Origin of the sequence: Alterinioella nitratireducens, from assembly GCF_013155465.1 — a bacterium.
Classification (GTDB): Bacteria; Pseudomonadota; Alphaproteobacteria; order Rhodobacterales; family Rhodobacteraceae; genus Alterinioella; species Alterinioella nitratireducens.
The window spans coordinates 207,192-222,364 of sequence record NZ_JABJVX010000004.1; the positions used below are offsets into that span (position 1 = coordinate 207,192).

The 15,173-nt window shown below is 62.8% G+C and carries 18 protein-coding genes; 1 reads left to right on the top strand and 17 read right to left on the bottom strand.

What is annotated here, in order from left to right; genetic code table 11:
- Window positions 1–22: 22 nt before the first annotated feature.
- The 12 genes from HNS34_RS08700 to HNS34_RS08755 all read right to left on the bottom strand — a co-directional run bounded on the left by HNS34_RS08700 (window position 23) and on the right by HNS34_RS08755 (window position 10,255).
- Window positions 23–589: a tetratricopeptide repeat protein gene (locus tag HNS34_RS08700; RefSeq protein WP_172319666.1), complete on the bottom strand. Its 567-nt coding sequence runs from the start codon at window positions 587–589 to the stop codon at window positions 23–25.
- A gap of 20 nt (window positions 590–609) precedes the next feature.
- On the bottom strand, window positions 610–1,563 hold the full coding sequence (locus tag HNS34_RS08705; RefSeq protein ID WP_172319667.1) for a type II secretion system F family protein: 954 nt from the start codon (window positions 1,561–1,563) through the stop codon (window positions 610–612).
- 12 nt (window positions 1,564–1,575) lie between these two features.
- Window positions 1,576–2,544, bottom strand: coding sequence for a type II secretion system F family protein (locus HNS34_RS08710; protein ID WP_172319668.1), 969 nt, complete (start codon window positions 2,542–2,544; stop codon window positions 1,576–1,578).
- 5 nt (window positions 2,545–2,549) lie between these two features.
- Window positions 2,550–4,007, bottom strand: coding sequence for a TadA family conjugal transfer-associated ATPase (locus HNS34_RS08715; protein ID WP_172319669.1), 1,458 nt, complete (start codon window positions 4,005–4,007; stop codon window positions 2,550–2,552).
- Window positions 4,008–4,019: 12 nt separating this feature from the next.
- Entirely contained in the window at window positions 4,020–5,279 is a 1,260-nt protein-coding gene (locus HNS34_RS08720) for a CpaE/TadZ family protein (RefSeq protein ID WP_172319670.1), read from the bottom strand.
- A gap of 219 nt (window positions 5,280–5,498) precedes the next feature.
- A complete protein-coding gene (locus HNS34_RS08725) occupies window positions 5,499–6,113 on the bottom strand; it encodes an OmpA family protein (protein ID WP_172319671.1) in 615 nt (204 codons plus the stop codon).
- A gap of 4 nt (window positions 6,114–6,117) precedes the next feature.
- Window positions 6,118–7,491 (bottom strand): type II and III secretion system protein family protein, encoded by a 1,374-nt coding sequence (locus HNS34_RS08730; RefSeq protein WP_172319863.1) that lies wholly within the window; start codon window positions 7,489–7,491, stop codon window positions 6,118–6,120.
- 205 nt (window positions 7,492–7,696) lie between these two features.
- Window positions 7,697–8,515 (bottom strand): Flp pilus assembly protein CpaB, encoded by an 819-nt coding sequence (cpaB, locus tag HNS34_RS08735; RefSeq protein WP_172319672.1) that lies wholly within the window; start codon window positions 8,513–8,515, stop codon window positions 7,697–7,699.
- Window positions 8,516–8,739: 224 nt separating this feature from the next.
- On the bottom strand, window positions 8,740–8,937 hold the full coding sequence (locus HNS34_RS08740; protein ID WP_172319673.1) for a Flp family type IVb pilin: 198 nt from the start codon (window positions 8,935–8,937) through the stop codon (window positions 8,740–8,742).
- Window positions 8,938–9,166: 229 nt separating this feature from the next.
- On the bottom strand, window positions 9,167–9,364 hold the full coding sequence (locus tag HNS34_RS08745; RefSeq protein ID WP_172319674.1) for a pilus assembly protein: 198 nt from the start codon (window positions 9,362–9,364) through the stop codon (window positions 9,167–9,169).
- A 223-nt stretch (window positions 9,365–9,587) separates the two neighbouring features.
- Window positions 9,588–9,797 carry a hypothetical protein gene (locus tag HNS34_RS08750; RefSeq protein WP_172319675.1) on the bottom strand — a complete coding sequence of 70 codons (210 nt, stop codon included), beginning with the start codon at window positions 9,795–9,797 and terminating at the stop codon, window positions 9,588–9,590.
- A gap of 248 nt (window positions 9,798–10,045) precedes the next feature.
- A complete protein-coding gene (locus HNS34_RS08755) occupies window positions 10,046–10,255 on the bottom strand; it encodes a hypothetical protein (protein ID WP_172319676.1) in 210 nt (69 codons plus the stop codon).
- Between the two features lie 323 nt (window positions 10,256–10,578).
- On the opposite strand from HNS34_RS08755, the gene HNS34_RS08760 reads away from it, so the two are divergent.
- Window positions 10,579–11,400, top strand: coding sequence for a lytic transglycosylase domain-containing protein (locus HNS34_RS08760; RefSeq protein ID WP_172319677.1), 822 nt, complete (start codon window positions 10,579–10,581; stop codon window positions 11,398–11,400).
- 26 nt (window positions 11,401–11,426) lie between these two features.
- Here the strand turns inward: HNS34_RS08760 and HNS34_RS08765 are convergent, their stop codons facing one another.
- The 5 genes from HNS34_RS08765 to pobA are packed head-to-tail and all read right to left on the bottom strand — an operon-like array spanning window position 11,427 to window position 15,169.
- Window positions 11,427–12,257 carry a 3-oxoadipate:acetyl-CoA acetyltransferase gene (locus tag HNS34_RS08765; protein ID WP_172319678.1) on the bottom strand — a complete coding sequence of 277 codons (831 nt, stop codon included), beginning with the start codon at window positions 12,255–12,257 and terminating at the stop codon, window positions 11,427–11,429.
- Between the two features lie 11 nt (window positions 12,258–12,268).
- On the bottom strand, window positions 12,269–12,877 hold the full coding sequence (gene pcaG, locus HNS34_RS08770) for a protocatechuate 3,4-dioxygenase subunit alpha (RefSeq protein ID WP_235952670.1): 609 nt from the start codon (window positions 12,875–12,877) through the stop codon (window positions 12,269–12,271).
- Window positions 12,878–12,882: 5 nt separating this feature from the next.
- A complete protein-coding gene (gene pcaH, locus HNS34_RS08775) occupies window positions 12,883–13,608 on the bottom strand; it encodes a protocatechuate 3,4-dioxygenase subunit beta (protein ID WP_172319680.1) in 726 nt (241 codons plus the stop codon).
- Window positions 13,605–13,988, bottom strand: a complete 384-nt coding sequence (pcaC, locus tag HNS34_RS08780) for a 4-carboxymuconolactone decarboxylase (RefSeq protein WP_172319681.1) — start codon at window positions 13,986–13,988, stop codon at window positions 13,605–13,607. The genes pcaH and pcaC overlap by 4 nt, the downstream gene beginning before the upstream one ends.
- Before the next feature lie 11 nt (window positions 13,989–13,999).
- Window positions 14,000–15,169 carry a 4-hydroxybenzoate 3-monooxygenase gene (gene pobA, locus HNS34_RS08785; RefSeq protein ID WP_172319682.1) on the bottom strand — a complete coding sequence of 390 codons (1,170 nt, stop codon included), beginning with the start codon at window positions 15,167–15,169 and terminating at the stop codon, window positions 14,000–14,002.
- Between the last annotated feature and the right edge of the window lie 4 nt (window positions 15,170–15,173).

The window sequence follows — 15,173 nt, forward strand, 5'->3', positions numbered from 1 at the left end:
TCACTGCTCTCGTTTCCTTCGATCATGGGGTCCGGAGGAGGAGGTATCGCCCGCCGCCTCGCCGCTCCAACTCGAAGCTGTTATTCGTATTTTCCTCAGTGTAGTCGGGAATTTCGGTTCGCGCGATAGCCAGCCGAAGATTTTCGCGGATCGAGTCGCTTTCGCCACTATCCAGCGCATAGGCATGGCGGAAGATGCGCCGCGCCTCGCCGTATTCGCCGCGTTCCATCAAGACCACGCCGAGGTTGTTCCAGGCGGGGACCGAGTCCGGGTCAAGCTCGACCGCCTCGCGCAGCTGGTCCTCGGCCTGGCCCAGGCGGCCCAGGCGCAGGTTGGCCGACCCGAGCGAGGACAGCGCCTGCGCCGTCATGCCGTTCTCACCGGCGGCGCGCATATAGGCGGTCAGCGCAAGCTGGTATTCGCCCGCATCCATCAGCCGGTGGCCGACGATCATCTGGTCGACGCCGCCGCGCTGGACCGCCATGCCGGGGGGCAGCGGGGGCCCCCCTTCCAACGGGTCAAGCCGCGCCGAATTCTCGCACGCGGCCAGACCGAACACGGCCATCACCAGGAATGTCTTGCCCCACATCCAGTTTGCCCCTTCTTCTCCTATTGCCCGCCCAGGTTCTGGCTGATGCCGTAGACCGACGGACCGATCAGGATGATCAAGAGCGGCGGCACGCAGAACATCATCGTGGCCAGTGTCAGTTTCGTGGGCAGCTTGTTGGCCTTTTCCTCGGCCCGCATCACCCGCTTGTCGCGCATTTCCTCGGCATAGACCCGCAGCGCTTCGGCGATCGAGGTGCCGAAGGTGGCCGACTGGATCAGCACGGTGACGAAGCTGTTCACATCCTGCACGCCGCAGCGTTCGCCGAAGTCGCGCAGCACCTTGGTCTTGTCCTTGCCGGCCTTCATCTCATAGGCGACGATCTCGAACTCGTCGGCCAGCGATTCATAGGAGGACCGGATTTCCTTGGCGACGCGGATGATCGCCTGGTCCAGCGACTGGCCCGCCTCGACGCAGACCAGCATCAGGTCGAGCGCGTCGGGGAAGCCCGAGGTGATCTCCTCCTCGCGGGTCTGTACCCGGCGCTGGACCCAGTATTTGGGCAGGTAATAACCGACCGCACCGGGGATCAGCACGCTGAGGATGCTTTTCTGCGTCGTCATCTCGCCCGCGATGAAGGTGTAGATCACGCCGAGCGCCAGAAAGCCCATGCCAAGCGCGAATTGCGCGAAATGGAAGGTCTGCACCGCCCCCTTGGAGCGATAGCCGGCCCGGATCAGCATCAGCTGGACGGCGCCGTATTCCTCCTGGTTCTGCGGCTCCAGGAACTGCTTGAACTTGTCCAGTTTCTCATTCTTGCCGCCGACGCGCAGGCCCTTGGGAACGCCTGCATGGCGATCGTTCTGCGACTCCTTCAGCTTGGACAGCGGATCCTTCTTCTGGAACAGGATCGCGGGCACCGCCAGCAGGACCAGCAGAAGGCCAAGCCCGCCGACCACGAAGAGGGGGCCGAGGGGGCCGAGGAGATCGGTGATATATGTGTTGATCGCGTCCATACTGGTTGCTCCTCAGACCTTGATATTGACCATCATGCGCATGACGATGACGTTGACACCCAACATGACGGCAACGACGGCGGCGGCCGGAATGAAGGCGGCACTTTCCATGACGTCATCGTAATAGTCGGGCTGCATCACGTTGATGCCGACCAGCGCCAGCAGCGGAAAGATCGACAGGAACATGCCCGACCACTTGGCCTCGGCGGTGATCGCCTTGACCTTGCGAAAGAGCTTGAACCGCGAGCGGATCACGGCGGCGAGGCCGGACAGGATCTCGGCCAGGTTGCCGCCCGATTTCTGCTGGATGCCCACGGCAACCGCCAGAAAGCGCAGATCCTGCAGGTCCAGCCGTTCGGCCATGGCCTCGATCGCCTCGGAGATGTCGCGGCCATAGGCGGCCTCGTCCGCGATGATGCCGAGTTCCGAGCCGAGCGGATCCTGAACCTCCTTGGCCACGGTGTTGATGGCCGAGATGAAGGGGTGGCCGACGCGCAGGGACCGCACCATCAGTTCAACCGCGTCGGGCAGTTGTTCCTCGATCATGCCGATGCGCTTCTTGGCCTTGGAGTTGACCCAGTAATAGACCCCGCCGACCCCCATGATGACCGAGACCAGGAGCCTGATCGGCAGCGACGCACCCGTCGCGGTGGTCAGCATTACAAAGGCGGCGACCGTCAGCCCGGCCATGACCAGCAAGAGTTGCGGCGGCGTGAAGGCGATATTGGCCTTCTGCGCCTTGGACGCGATCAGGGTATAGAGCGGGATCGTCTTCGACCCGGTATGCTGGTCCAGTTCCTTGCGCAGCTTGGCCAGCACATCCTCGCGGTTGCCGCCCTTGTTGATCAGGTCCAGGCGCCGGTTGACGCGGGAATTGAGGCTGATCGACTTGCCGAAGACCATAAGGTAGACGCCTTCGACCAGCATGATGACGCCGATGAAGATGCCGATATAGATAAGCGGTTCGATGGAGAGGTTCATGGGCGTCAGTCCCCGGCGGGTTCATAGATGGAGGTCGGCAGGTCATAGCCCCATTGGCGGAACCTGTCGGAATAATGGCTGCGCACACCGCAGGCGGTAAAGCGGCCGATGATCTTGCCATCGGGTTGCAGGCCGAGGCGCTCGTAGCGGAAGATCTCCTGCATCGAGATCACGTCGCCCTCCATCCCCGTCACTTCGGTGATCGAGACCATGCGGCGTGAGCCGTCCTGCAGGCGGCTGGCCTGCACGATCAGGTTCACGGCCGAGGCGATCTGGCTGCGCACCGCTTTCAGCGGCATTTCGATGCCCGCCATGGCGATCATGTTCTCCAGGCGGCTGACTCCGTCGCGGGCGCTGTTGGCGTGGATCGTGGTCATCGAGCCGTCATGGCCGGTATTCATGGCCTGGAGCATGTCGATCACTTCCTCGCCGCGCGTCTCGCCGACGATGATCCGGTCGGGCCGCATCCGCAGGGCGTTGCGCAGGCAGTCGCGCTGCGTGACCGCGCCCTTGCCTTCCACGTTCGGCGGGCGGCTTTCCATCCGGCCCACATGTTCCTGCTGCAATTGCAGTTCCGCCGTATCCTCGATCGTCAGGATGCGCTCGGAATTGTCGATGAAACTGGACAGCGCGTTGAGCGTGGTCGTCTTGCCCGACCCCGTGCCGCCCGAGACGACGACATTCAGGCGGCAGGCGACGGCGGCTTGCAGATAGGCGGCCATTTCCTCGTTGAAGGCGCCGAACTGCACCAGGTCGTCGATCTGCAGCTTGTCCTTCTTGAATTTACGAATGGAGACGAGGCTGCCATCGACGCCCACGGGCGGCACCATCGCGTTGAAGCGCGAGCCGTCCTTCAGGCGCGCATCGACATAAGGGTTCGATTCGTCGACCCGGCGGCCCACGGCGGACACGATCTTGTCGATGATGCGCAGAAGGTGGCGTTCATCCTTGAAATGGATACTGGATTTTTCCAGCTTGCCGGCGCGTTCGATGAAGATGTTGTAGGGGCCGTTGATCAGGATGTCGTTGACCGTGTCGTCCTTGAGCAGCGGCTCCAACGGACCGAGCCCCGTGACCTCGTCAAAAAGCTCGGTCTGCAACGTGGTGCGATCCTCACGGTTCAGCACCGCGCCCATATCGGCCAGCTCGTCATTGGTGATCGAGATGATCTCGGCGCGCAGCTCGCTTTCCTTGGCGGTTTCCAGCGCCGAGAGGTTGAGATTGTCCAGAAGACGCGAATGCATCTCGGTCTTGATCTCGTCCAGGCGCTGGCGGCGCTTGGCTTCCTTGTCCAGCGCGACAGGTTCCGCCGGGGCCACATCCGATTTCTTCGGCGGCTTGCGCAGCGTGGTCTTGGGCTTGACCTCGGCCTCGGCGGATCTGGCCGGGGCAGGGGGGGCGTCGGTCATCAATGCGGGGTGGATGGGCGTCGCATTGCCGGATTTCTTGTAGCGCGAAAACATCCTAGGCGTCCTCTATCTGGCGACCGCTTGGACCGCGATGGCCTCATGCAGGGTCTTGGCAAGCTTCAGGATTTCCTTGCGCAGCGGGTTCTTGCGGGCCATGTCGGCCAGTGGCACGCCATGGTCGCAGGCCTGGCTGACCTGCTTGGTGCCGTCGGGAAGCTGTGTCTTGAGCTCGATATCCAGGCTTTCGGCCAGGCGCTTGACGCGGCCCTTGCCGGACAGGTCCAGGTTGCGGGGCGCGCGATTCAGCACGTAGTGCAACTTGTCTGTTGGCAGGCCCTCGGCCTGAAGCGCCTTGATGAAGCGCATCGTGTTCTGCGCCGACCGCATGTCCAGTTCCAGCGTGGCGAAATAAACATCGGCCTCGTTCATCACGGTCTCGGACCAGCCCACGATGGTCGAGGGCATATCGACGACGACCACATCGAAGGTCTCGCGCGCCAGTCGCAAGAGCGCCTTGACCTCTTCCTGGCCGATGATGTCCAGCGGCAGGATATCCGAGGGCGCGGTGAAGACCGACAAACGCTGGTTGAAGCTGAGCAGCGCCTGCTTGAACGCATCCACATCCATGGTCTGCGCGTCCGAGAGCACCTCGTAGATCACCTCGCGGCGCGGCAGGTCCAGATAGGTCGAGGTCGAGCCGAATTGCAGGTCCAGGTCCAGAAGGCAGACCGAGGGCGACAGTTTCTTGTCGATATTGGCCAGTTCCCAGGCCAGGTTGACGGCCAGCGTCGTGGCCCCGGTGCCGCCTGCCATGCTTTGCACGGCGAAAAGGACGTGATCCTTGATATCGGTCGTGGTGGGCTGGATCGACTCTGCCCCCTCGCTCACGTGATCGCCGATCTCGGCGGGGGCGGGGGTGTTGCTGCGGATGCGGGCCAGCGAATCGTGAAAGGCGCGCTCGGGCAGGGGGTAGGGCACGAAATCGTCGGTGCCCGATTGCAGCAGCTTGTGAAGTGCCGCCGGGCTGACATCCTCGGCGATCAGCATCACCTTGATATCCTTGGATTTCGCAAGCCGGATGATGGAGCAGACAAGCTCGATCTCGGGCTCGTCCTCGTCGTCGATGGCAATCGCCACGAACTCCAGGGTTTCGGCATCGGGCTGGTTCAGGAAGGTCTGTGCCTCAAGAAAGCTCAGGTCGCCCCATGCTTCGCCCAGTTCCGCCTCGATGTCGTCGATCAGCAGGTCAAAGATCTGCACGTCTCGCGCAATTGTACATGCAACGATTGGTGCTGGATTAGATTGTAACGCCAAGCCTCCGCTCATCCTCAGTACCCCGGTTCGCCCGGCTTGTCGCCGGATCGGTTGTCATATCGGTCCGGGCAGATAGCCCAAGGAACCGGGAGGACCATGTTCGGGGATATGCTCGATCAGAACCCGGGTCTGGTGCCTCCGCTCCGATACTTGCCCGTTAACTTGGGCGAGATTGCGACCAAAAAGCCGAAATACTGGGGTATTGTTCCCGATTTTCGGCAGTTTGGCCGGTTATTCCCCGCTCCCGCCCGAGGCGACATAGGTGCGGTAAACAATATCGGCATAGCGCCCGTCCAGGACCATCGGATGATCCTGCATGAAGCCCGACACCTCGGTCACGGTGCGCCGGTTGCGCATTTCCGGGTTCGGCGTGGCGACCAGCGGCTGCGTCTCGCCGAAGGAAACCAGCGCATCCAGGCGGTGGCGATCGACGCCTTGCGCGATCATGTAGTTGACGGCGGCCTGCGCGCGGCGGCGTCCCAGACGCAGGTTATAGGCGTCGGTGCCGACAAGGTCGGTATGGCCGTAGACGCTGAACCGAACCTCGGGGAAGGCATTGATCCAGCGCGCCTGTTGCCGCAGCACGGCCTGTGCCTGCGGGCTCAGCTGCGCCGAGTTGAAGGCGAAGTTGATCGTGGTCGGCACTTCCGCGGCAAAGCGTTGCGCCAGTTGTTCGTAATAGTCGCGCTGGCCGGTCATCACCAGGATGTTGTTCATCGTCGGGTCGCCAAAGCGGCCCTCATCCAGGGAATGCCCGGCTTCGCGGACCCCGCCGATGGTTTCACAGCCCGCGACGGCAAGGACCGAGAGGCCCGCGACAAGTGCGATCGGGAATCGAATGGTCATGTCCTTACTCCATCACATAGCCGTAGGAACCGCTGAAATCCTGCTGCGCGACATCGCCGGCGGCGCTGCCTGCGGCGGGCCGCCCGGCGGTCTGTCCAAAGAGGAACAGCTCGTTTTCCGTAGGGATGCGCACGCGATCGGTGGGCAGGGCCAGCGCCTCGCCCCGTGTCGGCGACACCAGGTGGGCGGTGACGATGATGACCAGTTCCGATTGCTCGCGCTGGTAATTGGTGCTGCGGAAGAGCGCACCCAGAACCGGGATGTCGCCAAGCCAGGGCACCTGGCCGATGCTGTCGCGGAAATCGTCCTGCAAGAGCCCTGCGATGACGAAGCTTTCCCCGTCACGCATTTCCACAGTGGTCGAGGCGGTTCGGGTGCGCAGGCCGGGGACGCCCTCAACCCGAAGAGCCGGATCAGCGTCGATTGCCGAAACTTCAGCAGCCAAGTTCAGGTTGATGATCTCATCGCTGAGCACGGTCGGGGTGAATGCCAAGTTGATGCCAAAAGGACGAAACTCGATCGACACGCCGTCGTCGGAGCGAACAGGAACAGCAAACTCACCGCCCGCATTAAACGACGCGGTTGCGCCGGATAACGCACTCAAGTTCGGTTCGGCCAGGGTGCGCACCATGCCGTTGCTTTCCAGCGCTTCGAGCAAGACGGCGAATTGCGCAGATCCGGACCCAAAAGTGACACCAAGAGCGCCGTTTGCATCACCAGACGGGCTTGGGGATGGCGGGAACGCAGCCGCTGCGTTGCCTGTGCCAAGTTGAAAATCGCCCACAGTTGCCCCGAAGCTCGCGTTCAATTCTCGCCGTACGGTACGCGACATCTCCGCGAAGCGGACCCGCAACATCACCTGCTGCGTGCCGCCGACGACCATCAGGTTCGACACCCGGTCCGGCGCGTAGCGTTGCGCCAGTTCAAGCGCGCGATCCAGGATCTGCCCCGAGGAGACGGTGCCGGACAGGACAATGCCGTCATTGGCGCTGCGCACCTCGATGGCCTCGCTTGGCAGGATCTCCCGCAGGCGTTCGCGGAATTCGGCCAGGTCGGGGATGACCTGAACCTCGACATTGGCGATCAGCCCGCCATCGACACCCAGAAGCGTCATCGTCGTGCGGCCGGGCGCGCGCCCGAGGACGTAGATGGTACGCTCGGACAGGGTCGCGATATCCGCGATCTGCGGGTTGGCGACGGACAGCTCGGCGAAGAGAGCCTCGCTCTCGACCACCACGGCGCGGTTCATGGGCACGCGCAACGTGGTCGATGTCGCGCCTTCCAGCACGCGCAGGACCTGGGCCGTCGAGGGAAGGGGGGTTGTGACGATCACTGCACAGCCCAGGAGGACCGCGCAGATATGGCGTATAATGCTCATTGTGATCCTGCCTCTCTGATCACGGATTTGGGAGGGTTCTTTTGACCCGATTGTGCGCACCATGCCCCAATTTGCAATAATGCGCAAGAATCAGCATCTTGTGGGGTGAGTTTCATGTGATTTGAAAAGCACGCAACCGCAAGTTCAGCAGTGGAACGCAAACGGCCCCCAATATTGTGGAGGCCGTTTTGTCATTTGTTTCCGGTTAGTTGGTGCAAGGCACCTGCGTGACGATCACTTCGGCTCCGCGCCGGTTGCGCACGGTGCAGATCTCGGGCCCTTCGGCTTCCACGGCCTGGGCGATACCCAGAAGCGCGTCCTGATCGACCTCGATGGTCTCGCTTTCGCTGTCGTCGCGCACACCGACCAGCGACAGGCTGAGCGCGCCGGTGGACTGCGCCTGTGCCAGCGCCGCGATCTGATGGGCGGGTGCGGCGATGGTGATGGTACGGGCCACGGTCGGGTTGCGCCGGTCCTGATCCGAGATCTGGTCGATCGCGATGATCGGAACCGAGGCCTGGATCAGACGGGTCACGTTTTCCCCGCGTGCATTGCCGGACCAGTAGACATCGACCCGGTCGCCGGGCCGGATGAAACCCGACACGCCGGTGGCGACATCGACGCGCAGCGCAAAGGCGCGCATCCCGCGTTCCAGCCGCGAGGCGACGCCGGCATCCGCACCGGGGGCCGAGACCTTGGTGATCAGCACCGGTTCATTGCGTTCCATCACGCGCAGAACGGTGCGCAGGTCCTCGCCTTCGGGAAACAGCTCCTCGGCGCTGGTGAAGGCCCCGAAAGGGACACTTGCCTCGGGCCATTCGATGGCCTCGACATCCGCCGGTCTGATCTGTTCGCCATAGCGCATCTCGCGGTTGACGACATAGACGGATGTGGTCGGAACGATGGCATCGCGCTGCGAGGCCAGTGCATCCTGGTATTGCGTGAACCGGTCCTTTGCCACGTAAACGGCAAATCCCGCGAGGCCAACGCCTATGATGAGGACGAGTCCGAAAATTACGCGCATGTCACGAGCCCCTTATATAGTGCCTGTCATCAGGCCGGATCGGTCCCGGCCGGTTTCGTTCCGCGCCAATCTGTCAAAGGATTGGGGCGAAAGAATGGTCGGCGCGGGACGTTTGATCGGCAGTTTTGGTTCGGCGCGCAACCGCGAGGCGGGCGGCGCGCCGAACATGCGAGTGGATTGGCCGGGCCGCTCATGCGGGGCCAGGTCAGGCGGATGTGGCAACCTCAGTCCGAAAAGGCGTCGGTGATGTGGTCTGCTTCCAGCTGGCTGTTGATATCGCCCGAAAGATCCTCGAGCCCGCCCGAGACGACCGACATCACGGCCAGGCCAAGGCCCACCAGCGCGGCGGTCAGCACGACCCAGTCGACGGTCACGGCGCCGGATTCGTCGGCAAGGAAATTGGGAAGAGATTTGAAAGACATGGGGTTTGCTCCTGCGTTTGTCTTGGAAAGACCGCCACGCGGATATCGCGGGGGCCGGAGCGCATTCTGTCGCCTGCACCTTGTAGGGCCCGCTCAATTGGCCCGCAGGAGGGGGCAGAAAAAAGGCAGAGCGGGGACCGGGCGGTGCAAAACCGCGAGAGTTTGACTCAATTCCCCCCGGACTCCGGTGCAGGATCCGGAGCGGGGGGGGAACGAGACCCGTCGGGGATCAGTCGAAGCCGGTGCTGATGTGGTCACGCTCCAGCTGTGTCCGGATTTCATTGGACAGGTTCGACAGACCCGCGCCGACCGTGTTGGTTACGGCAAGCCCCAGGCCGACAAGAGCGGCGGTCAGGACAACCCAGTCGACGGTGACAGCACCGGATTCCGACAAGGCAAACGACTTCAGGCGAGCGGCAGCACGCATGGCAGATCCTCCAGGTTTTTAAGGGATGTGGCAGCATCCCGAGCAGACCTGGAAATAATCGCGGCGAACTAAGGCGGAAATTGGGCAAAAGTGGGCAATTGATGACAAATTGCGGGTGAAATTTGGAAACAAATTTCGTGAATTATCTGGGTATTGGAAACATGAAAAGGGCCGCGCTGGTTGCGCGGCCCTCTTTGCGGGAGGTGTTTGGGATCGCGTCCTATCAGGGCAGGGTGGCTGCGGTGCTGAAATCGGTGTCGATGCCCTGGCCCACCAGTTGGCCTTGGATGTCGCCCGACAGGTCTTCCACACCGGCAGACACGACGGCCATGACGGCCAGACCAAGGCCGACGATGGCGGCGGTCAGCACGACCCAGTCAACGGTCACGGCACCGGATTCGGATTTGGTGAAGTTCTTGATATATGCGGTCATTTGTTTAGCTCCAGATTTGGTTTGTCTTCAGTCAGGGTTGGCCCGTTTGAGGGGTGTGCCCCCTTGGGATGAGATGAATATGCTGGTCCATTGAGGCACGAATTGGGCGATCGAGGGGATTTGTTTGGATTTTAGTAAGAAGATTCGGAGACTTTTCGGGATCGTATGGCGCGTCTCTGGAAATGAGAAAAGGGGGCCGCGCTGGTTGCGCGGCCCCCTTTGTAGGAGGTGTTCTGGATCGCGTCCTATCAGGGCAGGGTGGCTGCGGTGCTGAAATCGGTGTCGATGCCCTGGCCCACCAGTTGGCCTTGGATGTCGCCCGACAGGTCTTCCACACCGGCGGACACGACGGCCATGACGGCCAGGCCGAGGCCCACGATGGCGGCGGTCAGCACGACCCAGTCAACGGTCACGGCACCGGATTCGGATTTGGCGAAGTTCTTGATATATGCGGTCATTGGATTGTCCCTCGACAGGTTTGTGGTTGCTCGGTTTCTTCTTGCCCGCCTCTGGTGATCCGGACCGGGGATGTGCTCTGCGTTGGTCCCGCCCGGATCGGCGAATGAGAGAAGTTAGGCCCCGGAAATCGGGCAGGAATTGGGCGGGTTTTCGGTCATTTCACGTAATATTTACCATGCCGGCTCAGGGTTTTGGGGTGGGAATTATTTATTATCAATAAGTTAACGCAGATTGGTCAGAGGCGCGGCCTGGACCTCTTTCCTAAAAAATGCGGATCAGGCAGACTGAAAGGAAAAAATCGCAGCCATGAGGAGCAGGTTCCATGCGCAGTGCAGGTCTTTCCGCCGTCTTGCTGGTTCTGGCGGGGCTGGTCGCGCCCGTCGCGGCGCAGGAGGGTGATACAGACGGTCCGCCGCCGTTCCCCGAATTCAGTTTTCGCCGCATCACGGTGCCCGATGCAGGCCATACCGGTCCCCTGATCAATATCCAGATCGGGCCCCAGGCGGTTGCACCCGCTGCCGTCGCCACACCCGAGAGGCCAGCCGCGCCCGCCTCCTCGGCGTGGTTCTGGGACCAGATACCGGCAGGCCGCGATCAGGGCGCGGGGCGCTTCATGGCGGCGATCCGTCTGCTGGAAACCGCGCCCGAGGCGGCGGGCCTGCCCATCGCGCGGGCCGAGACATTGCTGGCGCTCTCCGAAAGTCATGACCTCGACATCCTGCGCGCCACCATCGGCACGCGCGTCTCACCGGCCTTGGTGCTGGCGGTGATGGCGGTGGAATCGCGCGGCGACCTGCGGGCCGAAAGCAGCGCGGGGGCGCAAGGTCTGATGCAGCTGATCCCGGCCACCGCCACCCGGTTCGGCGTGTCCGACAGTTTCGATCCGGTCCAGAACATCTCCGGCGGTGTCGCCTATCTCGATTGGCTGATGGAGGAGTTCGACCGCGATCCGATCCTGGCGCTGGCGGGCTACAACGCGGGCGAGGGGGCCGTGCGCGCGGCGGATGGCGTGCCGGATTACGCGGAGACGCGGGACTATGTGACCAGGGTTCTGGCAACCTGGCGCGCGGCGCGGCTGCTTTGCGTGACACCGCCGGAACTGGTCACGGATGGCTGCGTGTTGCGCACGATGATGGACGGGTAGGCGCGGGGTCGTCTCAAGCGCGTCCTTTACTCAGGCCGCAGCCCCAGGATCTCGCGCGCCTCCTGCCAGCTGGCAACCGGGCGCCCGTATTTCTTACAGGCATTGACCGTGCGTTCCACCAGCGCCGCGTTGGAAGGGGCAAGCGTGTCGCGGTCCAGGCGGATATTGTCCTCCAGCCCCGTCCGCGTATGCCCGCCCGCGGCAATCGCCCATTCATTGACCTCAAGCTGGTGCCGCCCGATCCCCGCGGCGCACCATTCGGCCTCGGGGGCCAGGCGCTCCATCGTTCTTACATAATAGTCGAACACGTCCCGATCCACCGGCATCGCGTTCTTCACCCCCATGACGAACTGCACATAGAGCGGCTTTGGCAGCCGCCCGTCCTTGTGCATCGCCACCGCCTGGTGGATATGGCTGAGGTCGAAGGCCTCGATCTCGGGTACGACATCATGCGCGCGCATTTCCGAGGCCAGCCAATCGACCAGATCGGGCGGGTTCTCATAGACACGGGTGGGGAAGTTGTTGGACCCCACGGCCAGCGAGGCCATGTCGGGGCGCAGGGGCAACATGCCGCCGCGCGCCGACCCCGCGCCCGACCGCCCGCCTGTCGAGAACTGGATGATCATCCCCGGACAGTGCGTCTTGATCCCCTCCATCAGGCGGCCGAACTTCTCCGGGTCGCTGGTGGTGGAGCCGTCATCGTTGCGCACATGCGCATGCACGATACTGGCCCCGGCCTCGAACGCTGCCTGGGTGCTCTCGATCTGTTCCGCGACCGTGATCGGCACGGCGGGATTGTCCGATTTCTGCGGCACCGAGCCTGTGATCGCCACGCAGATGATGCAGGGTTTGGTCATGTCGGGGCCTCTCAGATGTCGAAGAAGACGGTTTCGTCCTGTCCCTGCACCTTGATGTCAAAGCGGTAGAGGGGCAAGCCGTCGCGGTCCTCGCGCCTGGCGATCAGCGTCGCGCGGCGACGTTCCCATTCAATGAGGTTGATCACCGGATCCTCGGCATTGGCCGCGTCCTCGTCAGCGAAATACATCCGGGTGTTAAGCCCCAGGTTGATCCCGCGCGCGACAATCCAGAGGTTGATATGCGGCGCCATGAGCCGCCCGTTGCGCCCCATCACGCGTCCCGGCTTGACCGTGTCGAAGCCCCATTCGCCGGTCTCGAAATCGGTGATGACACGGCCCCAACCGCGAAAACCCTCCTCGACCTCGCCGCCGCCCTCGGGATGGGCGTAATGCCCGTCGGCATTGGCCTGCCATGCCTCCAGCAGCACATCCTTGATCGGGCTTCCGGTGCCGTCGATCACCAGACCTTCGACGCGGATGCGTTCGCCCTTGGGGTTCGGTCCGGCGATGTCATGGCCCAGTTCCTCGCGGTAGATGTCGAAGCCCGCCGCACCGGGGGCGAGGCCGATATGGACGTAAGGCCCTGCCGTCTGCGAGGGCGTTTCCTTGAGGTATTTCATTCCCATCAGTTCCCCTCCAGCCGGTTTTCAAACAGGGTCGAGCGTCGCCCCCGCAGCACGATATCGAAATGATAGGCGATGGTATCGAGCGGAATGGTTGCGTTCATGTCCAGCCGCGCGATCAGCATGTCGATCGCCTGTGGGTCGGGAATGGTCGCCACGATGGGGCATTTCGCGATCAGCGGGTCGCCCTCGAAGTAAAGCTGCGTGATCAGGCGCTGCGCGAAGCCCGAGCCGAACACGGACACATGAATATGCGCGGGCCGCCAATCGTTGACCCAGTTGCGCCACGGGTAGGCACCGGGCTTGACGGTGCGGAAATAGTAATAGCCGTTCTCATCCGTCAGGGTCCGCCCGCAACCGCCGAAATTCGGGTCGATAGGCGCAAGATAGGTGTCCTTCTTGTGCCGGTAGCGTCCGCCCGCATTGGCCTGCCAGATCTCGACCAGCGTGTTCGGCACGGGCCGGGCGTTTTCATCCAGCACCCGGCCATGAACGATGATGCGCTCGCCGATGGGGCTTTCACCCGGCTGCGCGTAATTCGCCAGCAGGTCATTGTCGACCGCGTCGATGTCGTTATGGCCGAAGACCGGGCCGGTCAGTTCCGAGGCCGAGTGCTGCAAGGAAATCGCGGCGTACTGAGGCGACCGGGTGACGGAGGTCTTGTAATCGCGCGCCAGCGCGGGCGGGTGCCAGCGTCGGTCGCGGGCATAGAACTCTGCGGGTTTCATGTCTTGTCCTCCCTCATTTCGGCATAGGTGGCCTTGGCCAGCTTGATCGCATGATTGGCTTTCGGCACGCCCGCGTAAATGGCGACATGCTGGAACGCCTCGATCACGTCGGCCTCGCTGGCGCCGGTGTTAACGGTCGCGCGGATGTGCATCGGGATCTCCTCGAAATTGCCGGTCGCCGCCAGCAACGCCAGCGTCAGCATCGACCGTTCCCGCAAACTGATCGCGTCCGAGGCCCAGACCGTGCCCCAGGCCGCCTCGGTTATCAGCGTCTGGAAGGGCGCATCGAAATCGGTCTTGTTCGCCTCGGCCCGGTCGACATGCGCATCGCCCAGAACCTTGCGGCGCACGGCCATGCCGGTCTCGATTCTCTCGCTCATCGCATGTTCCTTCAATAGGGCAGGCCGACGTAATTTTCCGCGAAAACCTTCTGCGCGCTGTCATTGTCGCGCAGGAACTCCAGATCGGCGCGCTGCATCTTGATGTCGAACTCGCTCTGATCGGGGTAGCGGTGCAGCATGTTGGTGGTGGCCCAACTGAAGCGCTCGGCCTTCCAGACGCGGGCCAGCGCCTTGCCGGAATAGCTGTCCAGCCCCTCCGCCTCGCCGTCCTGATACTTGGCCAACAGACCGTGATAGAGGTAGTGGATGTCCGAGGCCGCCGTGTTCAGCCCCTTGGCCCCCGTGGGCGGCACGATATGGGCCGCGTCGCCACAGAGGAACAGCCGCCCCCACCGCATCGGCTCGGTCACGAAACTGCGCAGCGGTGCGATGGATTTCTCGATGCTCGGCCCGGTGATCAGGTTGTCGGCATGTTCTTCCGGGATACGGCGCTTCAATTCCTCCCAGAAACCCGCATCATCCCAGTCGTCGGGGGAATCGCTCAACGAGCACTGGATATAGTAGCGGCTGAGATTGGCATTGCGCATCGAACAGAGCGCGAAACCGCGATCCGAATTGGAATAGATCAGTTCCTCATGCACGGGCGGCGTTTCCGACAGGATGCCGAGCCAGCCGAAGGGATAGACCTTCTCATACTCGCGCCGCACCGACAGGGGGATGGTCTGGCGACTGACACCATGAAACCCGTCGCAGCCCGCCACGTAATCGCAGTCGATCCGGTGTTCGACCCCGTCCACGAAATAGGTGACATGCGGCGCGTCGCTGTCGGCCCCGTGGATCGTCACCCCATCGACGTTGAAGACGACCTTGCCCTCCATTGCCTCGCGCGCATCATAGAGGTCGCGCGTCACCTCGGTCTGGCCGTAGACCATGACCGTTGTGCCGGTGTGGCGTTTGAAATCGACGTGGAAATCCTCGTTGTCGAAGGCGATGACGGTGCCATCATGGATGAAGCCTTCGTTATCCATGCGCGCGCCCACCCCGGCCTCGCGCATCAGGTCGACGAAGCCGACTTCCAGGATGCCCGCGCGGATGCGGCCAAGCACGTATTGCCGCGTCTTGCGTTCCAGCACGACCGTGTCGATGCCCTTGCGGTGCAGAAGCTGGCTGAGCAGGAGGCCCGAGGGCCCGCCGCCGATGATGACCACTTGTGTACGCATGATG